This is a genomic window from Streptomyces sp. NPDC029138, assembly GCF_055564375.1.
Map to the genome: position 1 here is coordinate 218953 of NZ_JBVHWM010000006.1, position 23446 is coordinate 242398.

Below are 23446 nucleotides of genomic sequence, written 5' to 3' on the forward strand. Positions count from 1 at the left end.
CCCCGGGGCCCGCGACGCTCCTGCTTGTGGCCGAGCGGGGACCTCCATCATCGTACGGTCGTACCGGGCGCGGGCGGGGCCGGATGACCTGTTATGCCCGGCCATGCCGGTCGGCCGGGCCCGTCGGTCGCGCGGGCCCCTCAGTCGAAGCGGGCCGCCAGCAGGACCACGTCCTCCTCGCTGTCGGCGGAGTCCAGGCCGTCCGGCAGGACCGCGCGCAGGACGTGGTCGGCGACGGCTCCCGGATCCTGCCGCACCGCGCGCGGGACGCCCGCGGCGGCGGCGTGCAGCCGGGCGAAGGCCCGGTCCATCGGGTCGCCGGTACGGTGCAGCAGCCCGTCGGTGTAGAGCAGGACCGTCTCCCCGGCCTCCGCCTGGATCTCCACGCTGGGCGCCTCCCAGCAGGCGAGCATGCCGAGCGGCGCGGAGACGGAGGTCTCGGCGAACTCGGTGCGCCGCTCGCCGATCAGCAGCGGCGGGCTGTGCCCGGCGCCGGCCAGGGTGACCTTGCGCAGGGCGGGCTCGCAGTAGGCGAACAGGGCGGTGGCCGAGCGGGCGGGCTCGGTCAGCCGCAGCAGCAGCTCCAGGTCGGACAGGACGGCGACCGGGTCCTCGCCCTCCATCACGGCGTACGCCCGCAGGGAGGCGCGCAGCCGGCCCATGGCGGCCACCGCGCTCGGCCCGGAGCCGGTGACCGAGCCGACCGACAGGCCGAGGGCGGCGTCCGGCAGCGGCAGGGCGTCGTACCAGTCGCCGCCGCCGCGCGGGCCGGTGCGGTGCCGGGCGGCGAGCTGGACGCCGGCCACCCGGGGCAGCCGGGTGGGCAGCAGTTCGTCGGTGATGGTCGCCACGCACGCGCGCGTGCGCTCCACCTCCAGCAGCCGGGCGAGGTGCTCGGTGGCGTGCCGGACGTACAGGCCGGCGAGGTGGCGCCGGCGCTCGTGCGGCTCGGCCGGTTCGTCGTAGAGCCAGACGACGGCGCCGAGGCGGCCGGCGGACTCGGTGGCGAGCGGCAGGGCGTAGCTGGCGGCGTAGCCGAGCCGGGCGGCCACCTCGCGGTGGCGCGGGTCCAGGCCGTCCTCGGCGAACAGGTCGGGGTGGACGGTCTCGGCGGTGCCGCCGGTGTCGTACGGCAGGGCGCCGCGCGGCACGGTCTCGATGTGGCCGAGGTCGGCGCGGCCGAGGCCGAGGCCGTGGGTGGTGCGGGGGCCGCCGCCGTCGGCGGGCTCCAGGACGACCAGGCCGCGGCGGGCACCGACCAGGGCGGCGCCGGCGCGCAGCAGTTCGTGCAGGGCGGGGTCGAGGGCGCTGGTTCGGCAGAGCCGCTCGGTGAGTTCGTGGAGGGTCGTGAGATCGGAGACCCAGCCGGCCAGCCGGTCCTGGAGCAGGGCGCCGGGGGCGGGGCTGTGCGGCGCGGGGACCGCGGGGGCGCCCGGGGTGGGGCCGGAGGTGGGGGAGGCGGGCGCGGCAGTGTGGGCGGGCGCGGGGACCGTAGGATCGATTCCAGCCACTTTCGGAGGGTGCGGGGCGTTCATGGCGTCCGGCCTTCAGACCGGTGCGTATTGCTGAAAAGCATCGCAAACCCCCATGTCATTCTGCGCCGCTAGCAGTGTCTCCACATGTACACGCACTCGTGAGGGGATGTCCAGCATTGTCCTGCGGGGATTCCTGGTGTCCATGAGGGCGGTGAGGGTTTTTCCCGAACCCCTTGCCTTACTGCCAAGTTGGCTCAAAACTGCCTTAGGTATCGGTTCATTGCGGTCGACTGGCCTTGCTCCACGGAGCGTCACAGCGGTCGTGATGGGTACGTACTCGGAGAAGGCCAGGGGTGGTTGGGGGCCACCCGGAACCTGGCGACGGACCCGGGCGTCATAGCCACCGACGGCCGAGCCCCATCCTCCCGTGGCGGAGGCGGAGAGAAATACGCGCGACGGCAAAACGCCAGACTTCGCCACCCCCACGCCGCAGCCGTGCATTTGATAGACGCACTATGGACGCGGACGCGGCCGATGCTCGACCCCTTGGGGTTCCCCCTGCTGTGCGCGGGGGTGTGATGCGCCAACAGGTACGCACAGTGAAGTGATCGACACATGGTGTGATGTAGCCCACGGTGTTGCCAGCGGTGCAACGGAAAGGAACGAGCGCTCATGCGCGAGATCCTCGGAAGGCGACGCAGGCTTCTGTCCAGGCGGAACGACGGGAGGCCCGAGCTGATCGGCGCGGCCCTGACCTTCGCGACGGAATGGCAGTGGCCGGTACTCCCCGGTGTGGCGCCGGACCCGCAGGGGCGGGCCCGCTGCGCCTGCCCCGACCCGGACTGCACGGTGCCCGGTGCGCACCCCTTCGACCCCGGCCTGCTCGCCGCCACCACCGACGCGCGCATGGTGCGCTGGTGGTGGACCAACCGGCCGGCCGCCCCGATCATCCTGGCCACGGGAGGCAAGGCGCCCTGCGCGGTCAGCCTGCCGGCGCTCGCCGCCTCCCGTGCCCTCGCCCTGCTCGACCGGCGCGGCATGCGGCTCGGCCCGGTCGTCGCCGCGCCCACCCGCTGGGCGCTGCTCGTCAAGCCGTACTCCATGGAGCAGCTCGGCGAACTGCTCTACGCCAAGGACTTCGTCCCCGGCTCCCTGCGCTTCCACGGGGAGGGCGGCTATGTCGCCCTGCCGCCGTCCGAGACCGGCCAGGGCGCCGTCCGCTGGGAGCGGGCCCCGCTGCCCGGCTCGGCCGCGCCCTGGGTGCCCGATGTGGAGGCCGTGGTGGACGCCGTGGTCGACGCCCTCACTCGTACGGGTGTGAGCGCGCCCGAGTTGTAGGGATGTTCGGCGCGGGCGGGGCGGGTGAGCCCCGCTCGCTCGTTATCGTCCGCACATGCAGCGTCAACCCGGCGGCCACCGCGCCCCACGGCCGCACTGCGGCCGGCGGAACCACCGAAAGCCCGACCCCCGGCAGCTCCGTCTGCTCGCCCTCGTGGGCTTCGTGGCGGCCATGGTCGCGCTGCCGCTGGCCGTGGCGTCCGCGCGGCAGGCGGGCGACACCGGCCGGGCCGCCGCACCGGCCGCCTCCCGTGGAGACGCCAACACCCGCCCGGACACCGGCCCTCGCTCCCCCCGCCTGCTCGATCTCGGGCTCGCCACCGCCGCCCACTGCGGCCCCGAACTCACCTCGCCCGACGGCATCGAGGCGCAGACCTGTGTGCTGACGCAGGGCGAGGACACCTGGGCGCGCACCTACTACCGCAACGCCACCGGCGAGTCGCTGGACTCCGTGCTGAGCCTGATGGGACCGGGCGGCCGGACCGTGCAGATGCGCTGTGCCACCGGGGCCGACGACGAGCCCGCCACCTGTGAGACGCCGCGCCAGCGCAGCCGGGGCGGACCGGACGCCTACACGGCCGTCACCGAGTTCGCCGAGCGCGGCCCGGACGGGGCGCTGCTGCTCCGCTCCGGCAGCAACTCCTGAGCAACGAAGGGGAGTTGACACCCGGCGGTGCGCTGTCCACCGTACGCGGGCATGGAAAGACCCGGTTGCTGGCGACGGGGGATGCACCAGCAACCGGGCTACTGGAACGGTAACAAGAGATCGGCGGTTCGCAAATTCCGGGTTGGCTATTCGGACACCGATTGCCCTGTCGGAACCGGGAGTTGTGACAGGAGTCACCTGCCGCGCGGTCCGGTGTCACGGCTGACCGACCGGTCAGCCGTGACACCCACGCGCGGGGCGTCAGCTCAGCGTGACCTGCCGGTTGGTCAGCCCGCCGCGCGCCCGGCGCTCGTCCGGCGTCAGCGGCTCCTGGACGGCGAGGGCGGCGGCGAGGCGCTCGGCGAACTCGGCGGCCGGCTTCTCCACGTCCTCGGCGGTGACTCCGCTCGGCAGGTCCCAGACCGGCACGATGAGGCCGTGAGCACGGAAGGAGCCCACGAGCCGGGTGCCCTCACCGAGGCTGGACCGGCCGGCCGCGTGCAGCCGCGCGAGGGCGTCCAGAAGCTGCTCCTCCGGGTGGGGCATGACCCAGCGCAGGTGGTTCTTCTCCGGTGTCTCGCACCAGTAGGCGGCGTCCACGCCGGACAGCTTCACGGTCGGGATGGCGGCGGCGTTGGCCCGCTCCAGGGAGGCGGCGACCTCCGGAGTGGCGTTCTCCGCGTCCGGCACCCAGAACTCGAAGCCGCTGTGCACGGCCGGCTCGAACGCCCCCTGCGGGTCGAGCAGGTCCTGAAGGCGCGGACCGTCGGCGGGGGCGCGGCGGCCCTGCACCGGCGTGCCGGGCGCGGCCTCCAGCGCGCGCAGCAGCGTGTCGGCGAGGTCGCGGCTGATGTCGCCGGACGCCGTGTCGTTCTGGAGGCCGAGCAGGACCGAGCCGTCGTCGCGGCGCAGCGCGGGCCAGGCCATCGGCAGCACCGTGGCCAGGGTGACCGACGGGACGCCCTCGGGCAGGCCGCCCCGCAGGGGCAGCTCGGCCGTCGCGGCCGGGACCAGCTCCCGCAGCGCGACCCAGTCGCACTCGCCGGGCAGGCCCTCGAACGGGCGCTGCACCAGCTCGGTCACGGCGTGCGCGGCGGCCCGGCCGTGGCAGGCCTTGTAACGCCGGCCGCTGCCGCAGGGGCAGGGTTCACGGGCGCCGACAACCGGGATCTCCCCGTCGATCAGCTGCGGCTTGGCCTTCGTCTGGGGTCGCTTTTTGGCCATGGTGGGCGTCTCCCGGTTACGGCTCTTCTCGTACGTCCGGAGCCTAGCCGTTCGGACCATGACCGACGGGAACCTGTGGACAACGCACGCGCGCTCGACGCCGGTGGTGTGAATCCGCGGGCGCCGGACGCCCCCTGGACAACGCCCGCCGACCGCCCCGGTGCCCCCCGGTTCAGTCCAGGTCGTCGAACGCGTCGGCGAAGTCCAGGCCGGACAGGTCCGGCAGCGGTGCCGGGCGGGTGACGCGCGTAGCGAAATCGTCGCGGCGGCACCCGGCATCGGGATCGTGGACGTCCTCGTGGACCAGCGCCCAGACGGTCACCTCGCCCCGGACGTCGTCCCGGACACCCCAGTCGTCGGCGAGGGCCGTGATGATGTTCAGCCCGCGACCGCCGTGCGCGGTCACCGAGGGCGTGGCCGGCGCCGGGCGGGTCGGGCCGCCGCCGTCCGTGACCTCCACGATGAGCCGCCCGCGCGCGTCGACCCGCCATGCGGCGCGGACGTCCCCGTCCCCGGCCGGCGCGTCCCCCAGGGGCCGCCCGTGCTTGCAGGCGTTGCTCAACAGTTCCGAAAGGATCAGTACGGCGTCGTCGATGACCGATTCCGATACGCCACCGCTGCGCAGCTGCGCCCGCATCCGGTGCCGCGCCTTCCCCACGCCCGCAGGGCCATGGGGTACGGCCATGCTCGACGACGTGGGCACCTCCTGTGCCACCACCAACGCCACCCCCGAGACCTCCTTCGCCCCACGCCACGGAGTGGATGCCCTCTTGGCCTGTGCCGGAAACCGGCCAGTCCTCTTCCGGTGACGCATTCGACACGGCCGAACACACAGCGAACGCGCCGGAGTACACCCCGTGACGGCACCGCGCAGGCGAAGGGCGCGATGGCTGGAATCCGGCCGACGGAGATCGCTTCGGCGAGGGGCCGGACCGGTCGGCGGAGGTCCGGTCGACGGAGGTCCGGTTGGTGGCGGACTTGCGGCGGAGGTCCGGTCGGCGGCGTAGGCCAGCCGCGGAGGACCGGTCGGCTCAGCGGCCCAGTTGTCGCAGCACCGCGCGCGGGCGGTTGGTGATGACGGCGTCGACGCCCAGCTCGACACAGAGATCGACGTCCTCGGGCTCGTTCACAGTCCACACATGGACCTGGTGCCCGGCCCGCTTCAGCCGCTCCACGTAGGCGGGGTGGCTGCGCACGATGCGGATCGAGGGACCGGCGATGCGCACGCCGACGGGCAGCCGCCCGTCGCGCAGCCGGGGCGAGACGAACTGCATCAGATAGACCGTCGGCAGCGTCGGCGCCGCGGCACGCACGCGGTGCAGCGAACGCGCCGAGAAGCTCATGACCCGGACCGGCGACTCGGCGGCGGAGGCCGGCGCGTCCAGCCCGAACCGTTTCAGCAGCGTCAGCAGCCGCTCCTCGACCTGGCCCGCCCAGCGCGTGGGGTGCTTGGTCTCGATGGCCAGCTCCACCCGCCGCCCGGCGTCCGCCACCAGCTCCAGCAGCCGTTCCAGGGTGAGCACGGAGGTCTCCTCGCGGTCCTCCGGCCGGTGCTCCCAGTCGGGCTCCTCGTCCCGCCCGCGCCAGGCCTCGCGCGTCTTCCAGGAGCCGAAGTCGAGGGTGGCCAGATCGGCCAGCTCGAGTGCCGAGACCGCGCCGCGGCCGTTGGAGGTACGGTTCACCCGCCGGTCGTGGACACAGACCAGATGGCCGTCCGCGGTCAGCCGTACGTCGCACTCCAGGGCGTCCGCGCCGTCCTCGATCGCCTTCCGGTAGGCGGCGAGGGTGTGTTCGGGTGCGTCCTCGGAGGCGCCGCGGTGGGCGACGACCTGAAGAGAGTGCTGTCGTGCGTGGGTCACCGCGTCATGGTGCCACCGTCGCCGGGTACACGTGGCGGCACCGACGCGTCCGTGCGACGAACGGGGGGATACGGCACCCACGTTATAAAACATTTGCTCGAAAGATCCTATATAAACCTATATAAAGACGGTCGCCGGACGCACAGCCACCGCTTATGGTGCTCTGACGGCCCGTGGGAAAAGCTGACTGCAGACCAGTGCGACCGACGACAACAGGCGTGGACCGAGGAGAAGACCTGTGAGCACCGAGAACGAGGGCAACGCGGTACCCCCGGCGCCGTCCGCACCTCCCGTGCCGGTGGCCTCTCCCACCGCTTCCCCGCAGGGCCCCGCGCCCCAGGGGAACGCGCCGACGGCTCCGCTCCCGCCCGTGCCCCACGAGGCCCCGGCGGCCGCCGCAGCAGCGGAACACGGCCCCGCGCACCAGCCCGGCCCGGCCCCCGACGGCTCCTGGCCGCCTCCGCCGCCGGCCACCCCGGCCTACGCCGACGGCGGCTCCGGCGGCGCGGGCGCCGGCTGGGGCACCACGTACCAGCAACCCGCCCCCAAGCCGCGCGGCGGACGCGGCGGGCTGGTGGCGGCGGTCCTGGTGGCCGCGCTGGTGGCGGGCGGCCTGGGCGGCGGCCTCGGCTACACCCTGGCCAAGGACCGCGACGACACCGGCTCCACCACCGTCTCCGCGTCCGACAGCAGCGCCGCGCAGGTCAAGCGCGCGCCGGGCACGATCGCCAACGTGGCCGCCAAGGCGCTGCCCAGCACGGTGACCATCGAGGCGGAGAGCACCAACGGCGAGGGCGGCACCGGCACCGGTTTCGTCTTCGACAAGCAGGGCCACATCGTCACCAACAACCACGTGGTGGCGGACGCGGTGGACGGCGGCAAGCTGACGGCCACCTTCCCGACCGGCAAGAAGTACGACGCCGAGATCGTCGGCCACGCGCAGGGCTACGACGTCGCGGTCATCAAGCTCAAGAACGCTCCCTCCGACCTCAAGCCGCTCGCCCTCGGCGACTCCGACAAGGTGGCCGTCGGCGACGAGACCATCGCCATCGGCGCCCCCTTCGGCCTCTCCAACACGGTCACCACGGGCATCATCAGCGCCAAGAACCGTCCGGTGGCGTCCAGCGACGGCAGCTCCAGCAGCAAGGCGTCGTACATGAGCGCCCTCCAGACCGACGCGTCCATCAACCCCGGCAACTCCGGCGGCCCGCTGCTGGACGCCTCCGGCGCGGTCATCGGCATCAACTCCGCGATCCAGTCCACCGGCAGCGGCGGCTTCGGCACCGGCCAGTCCGGCTCGATCGGCCTGGGCTTCGCCATCCCCATCAACCAGGCCAAGTACGTCGCCCAGCAGCTGATCAAGACCGGCAAGCCGGTGTACGCGCGGATCGGCGCGTCCGTCTCCCTCCAGGACTCCAGCGACGGCGCCCAGATCACCGACCAGGGCACGAGCGGCACCGCCCCGGTCGAGGCGGGCGGCCCGGCGGACAAGGCCGGCCTCAAGCCCGGTGACGTCATCACCAAGCTCGACGACCACGTGATCGACAGCGGGCCGACCCTCATCGGCGAGATCTGGACCCACGAGCCGGGCGACAAGGTGACGGTCACCTACAAGCGGGGCGGCCAGGAGCACACGGTGGAACTGACGTTGGGTTCCCGCGTGGGCGACAACTGACCGGCGGGGGCCGTGCCCCCACATCCCGACCCGGGCCCGGTACGCTGTACCCGCTCCGCCCCTGGTGGGCGGACGAGGTGGGTTGCCCGAGCGGCCTAAGGGAACGGTCTTGAAAACCGTCGTGGCGCGAGCCACCGTGGGTTCAAATCCCACACCCACCGCGCAGACGGAAGGCCCCTGACCAGCAAAGTCGGTCGGGGCCTTCGTCATGCACGGTGCCTGACCGCCGGCCCCGCCGGCCTCACGGCCGGTGCCCGGTCAGGCGTGCCGCCGACGCGATGGTGGCGCGGGCCTCGCGTTCGGTCAGCCCGGTGTCGCGGGCGGCGGCCACGAGCGGGTCGGTCAGGGCGGGCCCGATGCCGTTCTCGTAGGCACGGCAGGCCGCCCAGAACAGGCGGGTGTTGCGCTGCCCCTCGTGTGCGCCGAGCACGAACTGGACCAGCCCCTGTCCGTGGCCGTCCGCCGCCGGACGGGCCAGGTGCGGCGCGCGGGGCGGCGGGAGCAGCAGCCGGAGGAGGGATGGCGGGCAGGGGGCCGGGGCGAGGCCGGCGGTGCCGGGCGCGGCGGTGTAGACGCCGTGGTCGGTGCGGGAGCCGGGGCCCACGAGGTAGCCGCCGGCGCCCCGGATGTCGATGCCGGGGGCGAGCCGGCCAGCAGAGTTCGGTACGACGGTGTCGGGCGGGCCGGTCAGCCACAGGTGGCGGCCTCCGCTCGGGGTGAGGACGACGACCGTCGCCGGGATCGTGAACAGATGGCGCAGGGCCAGTTCGCGCAGGGCGGCCGAGGAGTCCGTGCCGGACTTGGTGTCCAGGTCGACGCCGATCAGGTGGTACGGGGGCAGCCCGCAGGCGATGCCGTAGCCGGTGGCCCAGGGCGCGGCGGCGAAGAGCTCGCGGATGCGGACGGGGTCGGTGGAGGCGTCGTACACGCCATGGCCGAAGCGGCCGCACTCGCCGTGGCAGGGCCGTCCCGCCGGGCAGGGGTCGTCGCGGTGCGGGGAGCGCAGGGCGGGGAGCTTCGTCCGGGACAGGGGGATCACGGCCAGTCCGCGTTCGGCGGCTGACAGAGCGTGTGCGAGGGCCAGCGTCGTGGCCTGCCGGTCGATGGTGGCCATGCCTACATGTTCGTACGTACGTTCGAAAAAGGGAAGGGCGGGCAGAGTGCGGCGCGCCGGTACCGGGCGGATTGGCCGGAAAGGTGCCGGAACGATTCATCCCTTGCATCGCCTGAGGAAGGGGAAGTCCGCCCAGGGTCGTTCCGGGGGCTGATGTGACGAAAGGTGGCGATGGGGGTTTATCGACTTTTCCTCACGCTTGCGTGCGAATCGCGGCTTCCGGGGTGGTTCGGCGGGGATTCGGTGGGCAACTCTGGAGGCGCGACGTCGTCCACGACAGTCAAGGCGGTCGGCCAACTGCCCTGGCATCAGCCGTAGTTCACGTACTTCCGGCCCTAGGGCCGCAGAGTGCTTGGTTCTGGAGGAACACATGGCAAGCATCCGTACCGCCCGCGTTCTCGCCGCCGTCTCCGCTCTACCGCTCGCAGTCGCCCTCTTCGCCGGCGTCGCGACGGCGGACAACGGCGCCCTCGCGGACGACGGATCGAACTCGGGCGTGGCGGCCGTCCTCGGCAGTGGGGTCGGCGACGACAACAACGGCAACTCGTCCACCACGAACCAGAACGCGGCCGGCTCCGGTGCCTCGAACCAGAGCAACACCGCCCAGGTCAACGGCTCCGCGTTCACGGCCGTCCAGCAGGGCAACGACAACATCCACGTCGACTTCACCCGGCTCTGGTGAGCCGGGGGCGAGTGTCCTCATGAGGAGGGCGCTCGCGGGGTGTGCTTCGGGGTCGTAACACGTCAGCGCGGCGGTGCTTCGGTGCCGCCGCGTCGGCGTTCTCCGGTGCCTCCGGTGTGCCTTCGGTCCGGCGGCTGCCGACCTTGACACCCCAAGATATCTGACGGACAGTCAGGAACTGTCTCGGGAGATCAGGGGGGTGCCGGTGTGAGCGACGAGCAGGTGCACGACGAACTGGGCGCGCGGCTCAAGGCGTTCGAGGGCCGGCCCGCCGCCGTCGCCGGTGCCGGCAAGGACCCGGTGAACACGCCGATGATCCGGCACTGGTGCGAGGCGCTGGGCGACACCAACCCCGCCTACACCGGCCCGGACGCCATCGCCCCGCCCACCATGCTCCAGGCCTGGACGATGGGCGGCCTGTCCGGACACCGGGGCCGCACCGGCGCGTACGACGAACTCCTCGGCCTGCTGGACGCGGCGGGCTGCACCGCCGTGGTGGCCACCGACTGCGAGCAGGAGTATCTGCGGCCCCTGCGGCCGGGTGACGAGATCGCCTTCGACACGGTCATCGAGCAGGTCTCCGCCCGCAAGACGACCAGGCTGGGCACGGGCTACTTCGTCACGACCCGCATGGACGTCCGGGTGGGCGGCGAACCGGTGGGCGTCCACCGCCTCCGCGTCCTCAAGTACGCCCCCGCGCCACGCCGGCCCCGGGCCCGCCGCCCCCGCCCGGTGATCAACCGGGACAACGCCGGCTTCTGGCAGGGCGTGGCCGAGCACCGGCTGCTCCTCCAGCGCTGCACGGGCTGCGGCACCCCGCGCCACCCCTGGCTGCCGGGCTGCGACGCCTGCGGAAGCCCGGACTGGGAGGCGGTCGAGGCGAGCGGCGAGGGCACGGTCTACTCGTACGTGGTGCAGCACCACCCGCCCTTCCCGGCCTTCGACCCCCCGTACGCCGTCGGCCTGATCGAACTCGCGGAGGGCGTGCGGATGGTGAGCAACGTGGTCGGGGCGCCGTACGACAAGGTACGGATCGGGCTGCCGGTGCGGGTCGAGTTCCAGCGGTGCGACGAGGAGCTGACGCTGCCGGTGTTCCGGGTGGTGGACCGGTGAGGGCGGGTGAGCGGCTGCCGCCGCTGGAGATCCCGGTGACCCGCACCCTGATCGTGGCGGGCGCCCTCGCCTCCCGCGACTACCAGGACGTCCACCACGACCCGGAGCTGGCCCGGCAGAAGGGCGCCCCGGACGTCTTCATGAACATCCTGACGACGAACGGCCTGGTCGGCCGGTACGTCACCGACCACTTCGGCCCTACGGCGGTGCTCCGCAAGGTCGCCATCAGGCTCGGCGCGCCCAACCATCCGGGGGACACCATGGTGCTGACCGGCAGGGTCGAGGAGGTCGACGGCGACACGGCCGTCGTCCGGGTCGTCGGGGCCAACGGTCTCGGCGACCATGTGACGGGCACGGTGACGGTCACGGTCCCGCAGGCCGGATCATGAGCCTGCGCACCCGGGACACCCTCGGCGGACGCGCGGCGATCGCCGGCATCGGCGCCACCGAGTTCTCCAAGGACTCCGGCCGCAGCGAACTGCGCCTCGCGGCGGAGGCGGTCCGGGCCGCGCTCGACGACGCCGGGCTCAGCCCGGCCGACGTGGACGGGCTGGTGACGTTCACCATGGACACCAGCCCGGAGATCACCGTGGCCCAGGCCTGCGGGATGGGCGAGCTGTCCTTCTTCTCCCGGGTGCACTACGGCGGCGGGGCCGCCTGTGCCACCGTCCAGCAGGCGGCCCTCGCCGTGGCCACGGGCGTGGCCGAGGTGGTGGTCTGCTACCGGGCCTTCAACGAGCGGTCGGGCCGCCGGTTCGGCGCGGGGGTGCAGCACCGGGAGCCGTCGGCGGAGGGGGCGGCGCTCGGCTGGACGCTGCCGTTCGGGCTGCTCACCCCGGCCTCCTGGGTGGCGATGACGGCCCAGCGGTATCTGCACACGTACGGGCTGACGCCGGAGGCGTTCGGGCACGTGGCCGTGGTGGACCGCGCGTACGCGGCGACCAACCCGGCCGCCTGGTTCCACGGCCGCCCGATCACGCTCGCCGACCATGCCGCCTCCCGCTGGATCGCCGAGCCGCTGCGCCTGCTGGACTGCTGCCAGGAGACCGACGGCGGGCAGGCGGTCGTCGTCACCTCCGTGGAGCGGGCCCGGGACCTGCCCCGTCCGCCCGCCGTGATCGCGGCGGCGGCCCAGGGCGCGGGCCGGGCGCAGGAGCAGATGACCAGCTTCTACCGGGGCGACCTGACCGGTCTTCCGGAGACGAGCGCGGTGGCCCGCCAGCTGTGGCGCACCTCGGGGCTCGGCCCGGACGGCATCGACGTGGGCATCCTGTACGACCACTTCACCCCGTTCGTGCTGATGCAGCTGGAGGAGTTCGGGTTCTGCGGCAGGGGCGAGGCGGCGGACTTCGTGGCGGAGCGGCGGCTGCCGCTGAACACGCACGGGGGTCAGCTCGGGGAGGCGTATCTGCACGGCATGAACGGCATCGCGGAGGCGGTCCGCCAGCTGCGGGGCACGGCCGTGAACCAGGTCCCGGGCGCGGCCCGCACCCTGGTGACGGCCGGCACCGGGGTGCCGACATCGGGGCTGGTCCTGACGGCGGACGGCTGACCTCCTCAGGGTCGTACCCGCAGACGGGAGGCACCCGCAGTCCACCTTCAGGAGGTGGAGGCAGCCCCACCCCTACAACCTGAGGGGGACTCGCCTTCGGGACCTGCGGCCGATCCGCCGCCGTGGCCCGCGCTCCTAGCGTGGAGGCATGACCACACCCGTCTGCACCAGCGCCTCGGCCGCCGCCGCACCCGGGCGGCAGACCCCCGCCTACCCGTCGTTCGCGTCGTACGTGCGGGCCCGTCAGCCGGTCCTGCTGCGCACCGCGCGCTCGCTGACCGCGAACCCGAGCGACGCCGAGGACCTGTTGCAGACCGCGCTCGCCAAGACCTATGTGGCCTGGGAGCGGATCGAGGACCAGCGGGCGCTCGACGGCTATGTGCGCCGGGCGCTGCTGAACACCCGGACCTCGCAGTGGCGCAAGCGCAGAGTGGACGAGTTCGCCTGCGACGAGCTGCCCGAGCCGGAGCCCGCGCCCGGCGGCGACGACCCGGCCGAGCGGCAGGCGCTGCACGACGCCATGTGGCGGGCGGTCCTGCGGCTGCCGGCCCGTCAGCGGGCGATGGTCGTCCTGCGGTACTACGAGGACCTCAGCGAGGCCCAGACCGCCGAGGTGCTCGGGGTGTCGGTGGGCACGGTGAAGTCGGCGGTGTCGCGCGCGCTGGGCAAGCTGCGCGAGGACCCCGAACTGGTGCTGGCCCGCTAGCCGCGATCCGGTGCCGGCCCGCCGGACGGGACTCTCCTCGCCGCCGGACGGGATTTTCCTCCCTCTCAGTGACACATCCCCTAGTGACATACCGCGTGGTATGTGCGCAGAATCAGCGCACCCCCCTACTACCGCGTAGGCAATGTCGCCCGGGAGGAACGCCGTGCTGGCCACCATGCAGGACGTACCGCTGCTGATCTCCAGGATCCTGACCCACGGGTCGACGGTCCACGGCTCGTCGCAGGTGACCACCTGGACCGGGGAACCCGAGCCGCACCGGCGCACCTTCGCCGAGGTCGGGGCCCGCGCCGCCCAGCTGGCACACGCCCTGCGGGACGAGCTGGGCGTGACCGGCGACGACCGGGTGGCCACGCTCATGTGGAACAACGCCGAGCACGTCGAGGCCTACTTCGCGATCCCGTCCATGGGCGCGGTGCTGCACACGCTCAACCTGCGGCTGCCCGCCGAGCAGTTGGTGTGGATCGTGGGCCACGCGGCCGACAAGGTCGTCCTCGTCAACGGCTCGCTGATCCCGCTGCTCGCCCCGCTGCTGCCGAAGCTGCCGACGGTCGAGCACATCGTCGTCTCCGGGCCCGGCGACCGCGCCCCGCTCCAGGGCGCCACCGCCCAGGTGCACGAGTACGAGGAGCTGATCGCCGGCCGGCCGACCGGCTACGACTGGCCGGAGCTGGACGAACGCCAGGCCGCCGCCATGTGCTACACCTCCGGCACGACCGGCGACCCCAAGGGCGTGGTCTACAGCCACCGTTCGATCTACCTGCACTCCATGCAGGTGAACATGGCCCAGTCGATGGGCCTGACCGACCAGGACACCTCGCTCGTCGTCGTCCCGCAGTTCCACGTCAACGCCTGGGGCCTGCCGCACGCCACCTTCATGACCGGCGTCAACATGCTGATGCCGGACCGCTTCCTCCAGCCCGCCCCGCTCGCCGAGATGATCGAACGCGAACGGCCCACCCACGCGGCGGCCGTCCCGACCATCTGGCAGGGCCTCCTCGGCGAGCTGCACGCCAGGCCCCGTGACGTCTCCGCCCTCACCCAGGTCACCATCGGCGGCTCGGCCTGCCCGCCCTCCCTGATGGCGGCCTTCGACGAGCTGGGCATGCGGGTCTGCCACGCCTGGGGCATGACGGAGACCTCCCCGCTCGGCACGGTCGCCCGCCCGCCGGCCCACGCGGCCGGTACCGACGAGGAGTTCGCCTACCGTCTCACCCAGGGCCGCTTCCCGGCCGGCGTCGAGGCCCGCCTCACCGGCCCCGGCGGCGCACGCCTGCCCTGGGACGGCGCGTCGGCGGGCGAGCTGGAGGTGCGCGGCCCCTGGATCGCGGGCGCGTACTACAGCGGCCCCGACGCCGAACCCCTGCGCCCCGACGACAAGTTCAGCGAGGACGGCTGGCTGAAGACGGGTGACGTCGGCACCATCTCCCCCGACGGCTTCCTCACCCTCACCGACCGCGCCAAGGACGTCATCAAGTCCGGCGGCGAATGGATCTCCTCCGTCGAGCTGGAGAACGCGCTGATGTCCCACCCGGACGTGGCCGAGGCCGCCGTGGTCGCCGTACCGGACGAGAAGTGGGGCGAGCGCCCGCTGGCCACGGTCGTCCTGCGGCCGGGCGCCACCGCGGACTTCGAGACCCTGCGCACCTTCCTCTTCGAGGAGGGCCGCATCGCCAAGTGGCAGCTGCCCGAACGCTGGACGGTCGTCGAGTCGGTGCCGAAGACGAGCGTGGGCAAGTTCGACAAGAAGGTTCTGCGCCGGCAGTACGCGGACGGGCGGTTGGACGTCACCCGGCTCTGACGGCCCCTACGGGACGCCGGACCGGGTGTTCAGGACCGGGCGTTCGGTTCACCGCCGCCCGGTCCGTACGCCTGTCGTCACCGCCGCCCGGTCCGTACGCTCGTCGTCAACGCCGCCCGGTCCGCGTCGTGCTCCCCCAGCCCAGCACCAGCCACACCCCTGCCACCGCGCACACCCCGGTCCAGCCCCAGTGGCCGAAGGCCGGGCCCGCGGCGGCGGAGGCGAGGGCGCCGCCGGCGAAGCCGGAGACGACGTAGGCCGTGTTGGCGGTGGCCGGCGTGGACGTCGTGGTCAGCGCCAGGGTCTGGTTGGCGACATGGGAGGCGACCAGGGCCGCGTGAATCGCGATCGCGGCGGCGAACAGCGCCACCAGCACCTGCCCGCCGAGCCAGAACAGCGGTACGGCGACGGCGGCCAGCGCATACGCGGCACCCACGACCCGCGCTGCCCCGAACCGGTCCACCAGGCCGCCCGCCAGCGGCGCCACCGCGCTGGCGGTCAGGCCGAAGAGTCCGAAGAGCCCGGCGGTCGCGGTGGACAGGCCGTAGCCGGGGCCGGTCAGCAGCAGCGCGAGCGAGGTCCACAGGGCGCTCCACGCGCCGAACATCCCCGCCTGCCGCAGGCACGCCCGCCACAGGTCGGGCGAGCGGCGCAGCAGCCCCGGCAGCTCCGCGATCCCGGAGAACAGTCCGCCCGTACGCACCCGCCGCTCGGCCGGCAGGGCCAGGGCCGTGGCCAGTCCCAGGGCGAGCGTCAGCACGGCCGACCCGGCGAAGACCCAGCGCCAGCCGAAGGCCTGCCCGGCCAGACCGCCGACGACACGGGCGGCGACGATCCCGGTGAACAGCCCGGCTATCACGGCGGCGACATGCCGGGCGCGCCGGTCCGCCGGGGCGCGCGCGGCGACCAGCGGGACGAGCAGCTGCGGTACGACGGTCGCCGCGGCGGCGACGAACACGGCGGCGGCGAGGGCCGCGGTGCCCGGGGCCACGGCCGCGACGAGGAGGGCGGCCGTGGTGGCCACGGAGAGCCAGGCGACGAGCCGCCGCCGGTCGACGCGGTCGCCGAGCGGGGCGAAGAAGAGCAGGCCGGCGGCGTAGCCGAGCTGGGCGACCGAGGCGATCCAGGCCACGGCCGAGGGGATCGTGCCGAAGTCGTGGGCGATCAGCGGGAGCAGCGGGGCCGCGAGATAGATGTTGGCGGCCGTGACGGCGGTGCAGACGGCGATCAGCAGGAGGAAGAGGGAGCCGGAGGCGGACCGCTCGCGGGCGGGGATCCGGAGACCGGGTGCCTGGCGGGTGGTGGTGGCTGACGGCATGAGCGGGCGCTACTCCTTCGATTCACTAACCAACTCGTTGGTTACCAGCCCCCAACAGCGTGCCCGGCGCTCCCATTCCCGTCAACCAACTCGTTGGTTACCGCCTCGGACGGCCTACCCTGTCCCCATGGCATCAGTGAGGGACCCCGAGGCCACCAAGGCCCGGATCTTCGAGGCGGCGGCGGCCGAGTTCGCCCGGCACGGCATCGCGGGCGCCCGCATCGACCGCATCGCCGCCGAGGCCAAGGCCAACAAGCAGCTCATCTACGCCTACTTCGGCAACAAGGCGGAGCTGTTCAGCAAGGTCCTCGGCACCCGCATGACCGACCTGGCGGCGGCCGTACCCGTCGACCCGGACGACATGGACGGCTGGGTCGACCGCCTCCTCGACTACCACGCCGCCCACCCCGAACTGCTGCGCCTCCTCTTCTGGGAGGGCATCGAGTACGGCAGCGCCGAACTGCCCGACGAGACGGCCCGCCAGGACCACTACGCCCGCAAGATCGCCGCGATCCAGGACGGCCAGGCCCGGGGCGTCATCACGGACGCCATCCCGGCCGGCCACCTGCTGATCCTGCTCACCGCGCTGACCAACTGGATGACCGTGGTCCCGCAGATGCGGCGCATCCTCGCCGGCACGGCGGACACCGACCACGACCGCCTGCGGGCCTCCATCAAGGAGGCGGCCCGCAGACTGATCGCCCGCTAGACCAGCACCGCCGGTCGGTGCCGATCCGGGCCGGCAGTCAGTTGGTGCCGATCCGGGCCAGCAGATCCACGATCCGCGACTGCACCTCACCGCTGGTCGACCGCTCGGCGAGGAACAGCACGGTCTCACCGGAGGCCAGCCGGGGCAGGTCGGCCGGGTCGACGGCGGCGGTGTAGACGACCAGCGGGGTGCGGTTGAGCTGCCCGTTCGACCGCAGCCAGTCCACGATCCCGGCCCGCCGGCGGTGCACCTGCATCAGGTCCATCACCACCAGGTTCGGCCGGAACTGCCCCGCCAGCGTCACCGCGTCGTTGTCGTTCGCGGCCCGCGCCACCTGCATCCCGCGCCGCTCCAGCGTCGAGGTCAGCGCCAGCGCGATCTCCGCGTGCTCCTCGATGAGCAGCACCCGCGGCGGATGCTGCTCGCTGTCGCGCGGCGCCAGCGCCTTGAGCAGTACGGCGGGGTCGGCGCCGTACGCCGCCTCGCGCGTCGCCTGCCCGAGCCCGGCCGTGACCAGCACCGGGACCTCGGCGGCCACGGCGGCCTGACGCAGCGACTGCAACGCCGTCCGCGTGATCGGACCGGTCAGCGGGTCCACGAACAGCGCGGCGGGGAAGGCCGCGATCTGCGCGTCGACCTCCTCGCGCGAGTGCACGATCACCGGCCGGTAGCCCCGGTCGCTGAGCGCCTGCTGGGTCGTCACGTCCGGCGCGGGCCACACCAGCAGCCGACGCGGGTTGTCCAGCGGCTCCGGGGGCAGCTCGTCGTCCAGCGGCTGCGGGCGCGGGGTGTCCGCCACCTCCACGGCCCCACCGGGACCGTCCAGCGGCTCGGGCCCCTCGGCGGCGTTGGGCTCCGGGGCGCCTATGGCGTACGACCGCCCGCCCCCCTCGGTGCCCTGCGCCGGCCGTGCGGGGGCCGGGGCGGCGGGCGAGGGGTGCGACAGGGGAGCCTGCCCGGCGAGCGAGGCCTGGCCGCCGAGCGACGGCTGACCGGTCGGCGTGGGGTGCGCGGGTGCCGGTTCGGCGGACGGGTGCGGCCGGGCCGCCTGGTCCGGGTGCGGCTGCGGCTCTTGGCCGGCTTGGCCGGTGGGGGCCGGGTCGGGGCGAGTGCCCAGCTTGCGCCGCCGGCCCGATCCGCCCGGCGCGTGCGGCGGCGGAGTCGCCGTCGGCTGCTGCACCTGGGCGGCCTGCCGCGCGAACGGCACGCCCTGCCCGAGGGTACGGACGCTGATCGCCCGCCCCTGCGTCGAGTCCGGGTCGGCGGAGGCGCCACCGGCGGCCTCGGCGGGCAGAGGCATCGCGACCCGCTGCGGCCGGCCGGTGGCGGGCACGGCTCCGTTGGGCCCCGCGGCAGGGGTGCCGGTGCCGGAGCTGTCGCCGGTACCGGGCCATTGCTGCGGGACGTCGGCTCCGGGGGTGCCGGGGGCCGGTGCGGTGGTCCCTGCGCCGGAGGTGCCGCCGGACCCGGGCCACTGCTGCGGCACGTCGGCTGCGGGGGTGCCCGGAGCCGGGGTGCGGTTCGCGGTGCCGGAGGGGCCGTCGGCGCCCGGCCACTGCTGCGGGACGCCGGACGCGGGGTCGCCGCCGGGCGGCACCGGGGCGGCCTGGGCCCCCTGCGCCTGACCAGGGCCGGCCTCGGCGGGCAACGGCAGCGCACCCGGGGTCGCCACCGGAGTACCGGCGGCCGGGGTGCCCGGCTGTGCGGAAGCGGGATGCGCGGCGGCGCCCTGACCGGGTACGGCCGAGGGCTGCGGGGCCTGCGCGGGCGGAACGGGGTGCCCTGCGGTGCCGGGGGCGGGGGGAACGGGCTGTGCCGCGGTGCCGGGGGCGGGCGTGGGGTGACCGGGGGTGCCCGGGGCGGGTACGGCCGGTCGGCCCCCCGCTGCCGGTCCGCCCGGGACGGCGGTACCCGGCTGGGCACCGGGACCCGCAGGCGCGGCACCCTGAGCCTGGGCGGACGGCTGCCCCGCCGGCGCCACCGGACTTGCCTGGACGGCGATGCCCTGCCCGGTCGTACCGTGCGCCGGGGCCCCCTGACCGGGGACCGGGGGTACGGCCGTACCCTGCGGGACCTGGCCGGGAGCCGCCTGCGCAGGCAGGGGCTGCGGCGGGGTCTGCCCGGTCGCGGGCCCCACCGCCCGGGCGGCCTCGGCGGGCTGGGCCACGGCCCGGCGGCGTCGGCCGGTCGGGGCGCTGGTGGGATGCGGCTGCGGCGGGGTGTGGTCCTCGGCCTGGTCGAGCGGTACGCCGTCGTGCCGGCCGTCGTCACCCGGCACGCCCTCGACGGACACCGGCATCTGGGCGGGAACCCGCACCTGACCGGGCAACGGCCCGGCACCGGCCACCGGACCGCCGGCACTCGGCCGCCCCTCGGCGGCGGCACCCGCACCGGGAACGGCGGGGGCGACGGCACCGGGAGCCACGGGCACACCGGCGTCGGGGCCGGTGGGCGCGGTGGCACCCGGAGCGACAGGTACACCGGCGTCGGGGCCGGAGCCGGTGGGCGCGCCGGCACCCGGGGCGAGGGGAATCCCGGCTCCGGGAGCCGCAGGTACACCGGAGTTGGGACCGACAGGCGCATTGGCTCCGGGGGCCACGGGGACCCCGGCACCCGGAGCGACAGGTACACCGGCGTTGGGGTCGGAGCCGGTGGGCGCGCCGGCACCCGGGGCGACGGGAATCCCGGCTCCCGGAGTCACAGCGACACCGGCGTTCGGCCCGGCAGGCCCACTGGCACCAGGAGCCACAGGCACCCCGGCACCAGGAGCCACAGGCGCGCCGCCACCCGGCGGCACCGGCACACCCGCACCCGCGCCCGTACCTGGACCCGAGCCCGCACCCGAGCCCGGCCCCGCACTCATGGCGTTGGCCGCGCCACCCGCCGGATTCGGCGTGTCCGGGGACCGGTCCGCCTCGGCCGGCGGCAGGGCGAAGACCGTGCGCGCGCCGCTCGCCTCCTGCGCCGCGGCCCGCTCAGCCGCCGCGGCCAGCGCCCGTCGGCGTCGTCCCGTCGGCTGCGCGCCCTCGGCCAAAACCGCCTCGCCACCCTGCGCCGGAACCACCGAGGCACCCTCGGCCGGTACCGCCTGAGCACCGGGTGCGGACTCGCTGCCTGCCGCCGGGAGCGCCGGAGGCAGCGCGGCCTGCGGGGCGTTGGAGTCGCGGCGGGCGCGTCGGCCCGTCGGCGCGGGCACGCCCTGCGGCGGCACGGTGCCCCCGAGACCCGTACCCGAGGCGGCGGCCCCCGCGCCCTGCTCGGCAGAGGTCACCACGGACCCCTCGGACACGCCCTCGCTGGTGCCCTCACCGGCATCGGCGTTGTCGGCGGGCCGCCCACGGCGGCGTCCGGTCCCGCCGGACGCGGTCTCCGCGCCCTCGGCCGGGACCACGGCACCCTCCTCGGCGGGCGCGGCGGCACGCCGCCGACGCCGTCCGGTCGGCGCGGGCGCCCCCGTCTCGCCGGCGTCACCCGCGCCGGCCATGTCACTGTCCAGGAAGGCGTCCGTGGAGGCCCGCCGGGCCCGCCGTCGGCCACCGGCACCCTGCCCGGCCGCCGTACCGGCGTCCTCAGCGCCGCCTTCACCGCCGTCCGGAACCGGCAACGCGACCGGGGCCTCAGCGGCACCCGCCCCCGCGGAGACAGCCCCCGCGGCGACCGCGCCCGCCCCGCCGCCGAGCGGCACTTCGAGGACGTACGCGCTGCCGCTCATGCCCGGCACCTCGTGCGTCTGGAGCACACCACCGTGGGCGCGCACGATCCCGCGCACGATCGGCTCGTGCACCGGGTCCCCGCCGGCGTACGGCCCGCGCACCTCGATCCGCGCGACCTCACCGCGCTGCGCGGCGGCCACGACGACGGTGTTGTCCAGGTAACCGCCCGCCGAGACGGGCGTGTTGCCGGTGGCGTCGACCCCGGCGACATCCGCGACCAGATGCGCGAGCGCGGTGGCGAGCCGCTGCGGGTCGACCTCGGCCTCGATGGGCGGCGCGTGGACGGCGAACTGCACCCGTCCCGGCCCGATCAGCTCGACGGCCCCGTCCACACCGGCGGCGACGACGGCGTCCAGCATCACCTTCGTACGGGTGATGTCCTCGCTGCCCGCGTCCAGCCGCTGATACCCGAGGACGTTGTCGATCAGGGTGGTGATCCGCGAGTAGCCGGCGGACAGGTGATGCAGTACCTGATTGGCCTCGGGCCACAGCTGCCCGGCGTCGTCGGCGGCGAGCGCGGACAGCTCGCGGCGCAGCTCGTCCAGCGGCCCGCGCAGCGACTGCCCGAGCAGCGTGAGCAGCTGTTCGTGCCGCCCGGCGAGGGCCTCGTACCGGTCCTTCTCCCGCTCTGCGAGCGCCGCGTACCGCTCCTCGCCCGCCGCCAGTTCCTCCGCGTGCTTCTCGCGCAGCTCCTCGACCTCGGTGACGTGCTGCTGGCGCAGCGCGGTCAGGTCGGAGGCGTGTTCCTCGGAGAGCCGTTCCAGCTCCTCGGCGTGCGCCTTCTCCAGCGCGGCCTTCTCCTCGACCAAGGCGTCGAACGGCCGCCGGTCGGTGAAGGTCATCACGGCGCCGACGAGCTGGTCCCCGTCCCGCACCGGCGCGGTGGTCAGATCGACCGGCACCTTCTGGTCGCCCTTGGACCACAGCACCTGCCCGCGCACCCGGTGCTTGCGCCCGGATCGCAGGGTGTCGGCGAGCGGCGACTCCTCGTACGGGAACGGCGATCCGTCGGCGCGGGAGTGCAGCACCAGCGTGTGCAGCTCCTTGCCGCCCAGCTCACCGGCCCGGAATCCCAGTATCTGGGCGGCGGCCGGGTTGACGAGCACGATCCGCCCGTCGGTGTCCGTGCCCACGACACCTTCCGCGGCTGCCCGCAGGATCATCTCGGTCTGCCGCTGTGACCGGGCCAGCTCCGCCTCGGTGTCCACGGTCCCGGACAGGTCCCGGACCACGATCATCAACAGCTCGTCGCCGGTGTAGCCGTAACCGTCGTACGCCTGCTGCCCGTTCTCCAGATTCGCGCTGGTGACCTCGACCGGGAACTCGGTCCCGTCGGTGCGCCGCGCGACCATCCGGGTGGGCTTGGTCCGCCCCGTCGGATCCATGTGGTCGGGCCGCCGCATCGACCCGGGGATGAGCCGGGAGTCGAACTCGGGCAGCAGATCGAGCAGCCCGCGCCCCACGAGAGCCGTACCGGGCGCCTCGAAGGTCTCCAGCGCGATGGTGTTGGCGTTGACGACGGTTCCGTTGGCGTTGACCAGGACCAACGCGTCCGGCAGCGCGTCGAGTATGGCTGCGAGGCGAGCAGCGCCTCGGGATGGCCTGCTGCTCACGAGACGCCTTCCTCCCTGTTACCGCACCTTGCCGACCGCTCGGGCCATCTTGCCAACCGGCCCGCGACGTGTCACGCGAGGGAGTCTAAGGGCACGGGTTGCGCTCGCGGCGCCGGATGAGAGGGAGGTCCCACGAGGAAGTGACGGCGAACGCGTGACCGTATGCGCCGACTCCCCGGGACCTCCCCGGGACCTTTACGGAACCAATGCGTCCGCCCACCGCCCGCTAAGCCGACCCGCCCATGCCCGGCAGCAGGGGCACCATGCGGTCCCACCGCCCGATCTCGCACCCGTCACTGCGGTCGTACGAGGCGTCGACCGGGCGCCCGGCCCAGGTCCCGGTGACATGGGCGGTGGCCGGGCCGCCATAGAGCATGGTGCAGGTGGTGCCGGGAGCGACCGGCGCGAACGGATCGCGCCCCCACCGCGTGTTCGCGTCGAGCACCCGGCAGGCCTCGGCGACGTCCGGATGCCGGCCGGCACCGGGATGACAGGACACCTCGTACGTCCCGTCCCGCCCCGCCCCGGCGTGCCGGACCACGACGGTGAGGTGATCACCCTGGTCCTCCGGCCGGACGGGCGGCGGCACGGCGCCGGCCGCGGCGGCGGGTACGGCGGTGAGGGGGACGAGGGACGCGGCGGCGGAGAGGGACGCGAGCAGAAGGCGCCGCCCGGCGCCCGGAAGCACAGATTCCATGCCCCTTCCAACGCGCCCCCGCCCAAGACGTTGCGCCCGGCCTCCTCTCCTCCCTCTCTCCCCCCTCCCGCCCCGCCGGGGGAAAGCCCTTTGCCCTGCGACCCGGGTGCCTAGTACCGTGGGAGGCGATTGGTGACACGGCGCTCGACTGTGTCATCATCTGCACGCACCACTCGCGCGCTCGCGTGAGCGG

General features: G+C 74.2%; 18 protein-coding genes and 1 tRNA gene. 11 read left to right on the top strand and 8 right to left on the bottom strand.

Annotated features, from left to right (window positions below):
• Nucleotides 1–140 precede the first annotated feature (140 nt).
• A complete protein-coding gene (locus ACZ4WH_RS09275; RefSeq protein WP_468178236.1) occupies nt 141–1535 on the bottom strand; it encodes a PP2C family protein-serine/threonine phosphatase in 1395 nt (464 codons plus the stop codon).
• Between the two features lie 612 nt (nt 1536–2147).
• Here ACZ4WH_RS09275 and ACZ4WH_RS09280 point away from each other — a divergent pair.
• The gene (locus ACZ4WH_RS09280; RefSeq protein ID WP_468178238.1) at nt 2148–2813 is read left to right on the top strand and encodes a bifunctional DNA primase/polymerase; all 666 of its coding nucleotides are present in this window, start codon (nt 2148–2150) and stop codon (nt 2811–2813) included.
• 172 nt (nt 2814–2985) lie between these two features.
• The gene (locus ACZ4WH_RS09285) at nt 2986–3459 is read left to right on the top strand and encodes a hypothetical protein (protein WP_468178317.1); all 474 of its coding nucleotides are present in this window, start codon (nt 2986–2988) and stop codon (nt 3457–3459) included.
• Nucleotides 3460–3720: 261 nt separating this feature from the next.
• Here ACZ4WH_RS09285 and ACZ4WH_RS09290 read toward each other — a convergent pair whose 3' ends face one another.
• The 3 genes from ACZ4WH_RS09290 to ACZ4WH_RS09300 form a co-directional block, all read right to left on the bottom strand.
• Nucleotides 3721–4683: a DUF5926 family protein gene (locus ACZ4WH_RS09290; RefSeq protein WP_468178240.1), complete on the bottom strand. Its 963-nt coding sequence runs from the start codon at nt 4681–4683 to the stop codon at nt 3721–3723.
• Between the two features lie 172 nt (nt 4684–4855).
• A complete protein-coding gene (locus tag ACZ4WH_RS09295; protein WP_468178242.1) occupies nt 4856–5497 on the bottom strand; it encodes an ATP-binding protein in 642 nt (213 codons plus the stop codon).
• A 217-nt stretch (nt 5498–5714) separates the two neighbouring features.
• The gene (locus ACZ4WH_RS09300; RefSeq protein ID WP_468178244.1) at nt 5715–6542 is read right to left on the bottom strand and encodes a glycerophosphodiester phosphodiesterase; all 828 of its coding nucleotides are present in this window, start codon (nt 6540–6542) and stop codon (nt 5715–5717) included.
• Between the two features lie 238 nt (nt 6543–6780).
• On the opposite strand from ACZ4WH_RS09300, the gene ACZ4WH_RS09305 reads away from it, so the two are divergent.
• Nucleotides 6781–8217 (top strand): S1C family serine protease, encoded by a 1437-nt coding sequence (locus ACZ4WH_RS09305; RefSeq protein WP_468178246.1) that lies wholly within the window; start codon nt 6781–6783, stop codon nt 8215–8217.
• Between the two features lie 76 nt (nt 8218–8293).
• Nucleotides 8294–8378, top strand: a tRNA-Ser gene (locus ACZ4WH_RS09310).
• 80 nt (nt 8379–8458) lie between these two features.
• Here ACZ4WH_RS09310 and ACZ4WH_RS09315 read toward each other — a convergent pair.
• On the bottom strand, nt 8459–9331 hold the full coding sequence (locus ACZ4WH_RS09315; RefSeq protein WP_468178248.1) for a bifunctional DNA primase/polymerase: 873 nt from the start codon (nt 9329–9331) through the stop codon (nt 8459–8461).
• Nucleotides 9332–9701: 370 nt separating this feature from the next.
• On the opposite strand from ACZ4WH_RS09315, the gene ACZ4WH_RS09320 reads away from it, so the two are divergent.
• The 6 genes from ACZ4WH_RS09320 to ACZ4WH_RS09345 all read left to right on the top strand — a co-directional run bounded on the left by ACZ4WH_RS09320 (nt 9702) and on the right by ACZ4WH_RS09345 (nt 15203).
• On the top strand, nt 9702–10013 hold the full coding sequence (locus ACZ4WH_RS09320) for a hypothetical protein (protein WP_468178250.1): 312 nt from the start codon (nt 9702–9704) through the stop codon (nt 10011–10013).
• Nucleotides 10014–10220: 207 nt separating this feature from the next.
• Entirely contained in the window at nt 10221–11126 is a 906-nt protein-coding gene (locus ACZ4WH_RS09325) for a bifunctional MaoC family dehydratase N-terminal/OB-fold nucleic acid binding domain-containing protein (RefSeq protein WP_468178252.1), read from the top strand.
• Nucleotides 11123–11515 carry a MaoC family dehydratase gene (locus tag ACZ4WH_RS09330; protein ID WP_468178254.1) on the top strand — a complete coding sequence of 131 codons (393 nt, stop codon included), beginning with the start codon at nt 11123–11125 and terminating at the stop codon, nt 11513–11515. The genes ACZ4WH_RS09325 and ACZ4WH_RS09330 overlap by 4 nt, the downstream gene beginning before the upstream one ends.
• The gene (locus tag ACZ4WH_RS09335; RefSeq protein ID WP_468178256.1) at nt 11512–12678 is read left to right on the top strand and encodes a lipid-transfer protein; all 1167 of its coding nucleotides are present in this window, start codon (nt 11512–11514) and stop codon (nt 12676–12678) included. The genes ACZ4WH_RS09330 and ACZ4WH_RS09335 overlap by 4 nt, the downstream gene beginning before the upstream one ends.
• Nucleotides 12679–12826: 148 nt before the next feature.
• On the top strand, nt 12827–13384 hold the full coding sequence (locus tag ACZ4WH_RS09340) for a SigE family RNA polymerase sigma factor (protein ID WP_468178258.1): 558 nt from the start codon (nt 12827–12829) through the stop codon (nt 13382–13384).
• 142 nt (nt 13385–13526) lie between these two features.
• Nucleotides 13527–15203, top strand: coding sequence for a long-chain fatty acid--CoA ligase (locus ACZ4WH_RS09345; protein WP_468178260.1), 1677 nt, complete (start codon nt 13527–13529; stop codon nt 15201–15203).
• 106 nt (nt 15204–15309) lie between these two features.
• On the opposite strand, the gene ACZ4WH_RS09350 is transcribed toward ACZ4WH_RS09345, so the two are convergent.
• Complete coding sequence (locus ACZ4WH_RS09350) at nt 15310–16521, bottom strand: MFS transporter (protein WP_468178262.1); 1212 nt, start codon at nt 16519–16521, stop codon at nt 15310–15312.
• A gap of 127 nt (nt 16522–16648) precedes the next feature.
• Here ACZ4WH_RS09350 and ACZ4WH_RS09355 point away from each other — a divergent pair, with 127 nt between their 5' ends.
• Complete coding sequence (locus ACZ4WH_RS09355; protein ID WP_468178264.1) at nt 16649–17230, top strand: TetR/AcrR family transcriptional regulator; 582 nt, start codon at nt 16649–16651, stop codon at nt 17228–17230.
• Nucleotides 17231–17267: 37 nt separating this feature from the next.
• Here the strand turns inward: ACZ4WH_RS09355 and ACZ4WH_RS09360 are convergent, their stop codons facing one another.
• Nucleotides 17268–22556 carry a hybrid sensor histidine kinase/response regulator gene (locus tag ACZ4WH_RS09360; RefSeq protein WP_468178266.1) on the bottom strand — a complete coding sequence of 1763 codons (5289 nt, stop codon included), beginning with the start codon at nt 22554–22556 and terminating at the stop codon, nt 17268–17270.
• Nucleotides 22557–22782: 226 nt separating this feature from the next.
• Nucleotides 22783–23253: an SSI family serine proteinase inhibitor gene (locus tag ACZ4WH_RS09365; protein WP_468178268.1), complete on the bottom strand. Its 471-nt coding sequence runs from the start codon at nt 23251–23253 to the stop codon at nt 22783–22785.
• Between the last annotated feature and the right edge of the window lie 193 nt (nt 23254–23446).

Excerpts from the sequence above, each read along its gene's own strand:
- ACZ4WH_RS09290 (WP_468178240.1), bottom strand. The coding sequence starts at position 4,683 with ATGGCCAAAAAGCGACCCCAGACGAAGGCCAAGCCGCAGCTGATCGAC.
- ACZ4WH_RS09365 (WP_468178268.1), bottom strand. The coding sequence starts at position 23,253 with ATGGAATCTGTGCTTCCGGGCGCCGGGCGGCGCCTTCTGCTCGCGTCC.
- ACZ4WH_RS09335 (WP_468178256.1), top strand. The coding sequence starts at position 11,512 with ATGAGCCTGCGCACCCGGGACACCCTCGGCGGACGCGCGGCGATCGCC.
- ACZ4WH_RS09345 (WP_468178260.1), top strand. The coding sequence starts at position 13,527 with ATGTCGCCCGGGAGGAACGCCGTGCTGGCCACCATGCAGGACGTACCG.
- ACZ4WH_RS09355 (WP_468178264.1), top strand. The coding sequence starts at position 16,649 with ATGGCATCAGTGAGGGACCCCGAGGCCACCAAGGCCCGGATCTTCGAG.
- ACZ4WH_RS09280 (WP_468178238.1), top strand. The coding sequence starts at position 2,148 with ATGCGCGAGATCCTCGGAAGGCGACGCAGGCTTCTGTCCAGGCGGAAC.
- ACZ4WH_RS09285 (WP_468178317.1), top strand. The coding sequence starts at position 2,986 with ATGGTCGCGCTGCCGCTGGCCGTGGCGTCCGCGCGGCAGGCGGGCGAC.
- ACZ4WH_RS09315 (WP_468178248.1), bottom strand. The coding sequence starts at position 9,331 with ATGGCCACCATCGACCGGCAGGCCACGACGCTGGCCCTCGCACACGCT.
- ACZ4WH_RS09320 (WP_468178250.1), top strand. The coding sequence starts at position 9,702 with ATGGCAAGCATCCGTACCGCCCGCGTTCTCGCCGCCGTCTCCGCTCTA.
- ACZ4WH_RS09295 (WP_468178242.1), bottom strand. The coding sequence starts at position 5,497 with ATGCGTCACCGGAAGAGGACTGGCCGGTTTCCGGCACAGGCCAAGAGG.
- ACZ4WH_RS09340 (WP_468178258.1), top strand. The coding sequence starts at position 12,827 with ATGACCACACCCGTCTGCACCAGCGCCTCGGCCGCCGCCGCACCCGGG.
- ACZ4WH_RS09275 (WP_468178236.1), bottom strand. The coding sequence starts at position 1,535 with ATGAACGCCCCGCACCCTCCGAAAGTGGCTGGAATCGATCCTACGGTC.
- ACZ4WH_RS09350 (WP_468178262.1), bottom strand. The coding sequence starts at position 16,521 with ATGCCGTCAGCCACCACCACCCGCCAGGCACCCGGTCTCCGGATCCCC.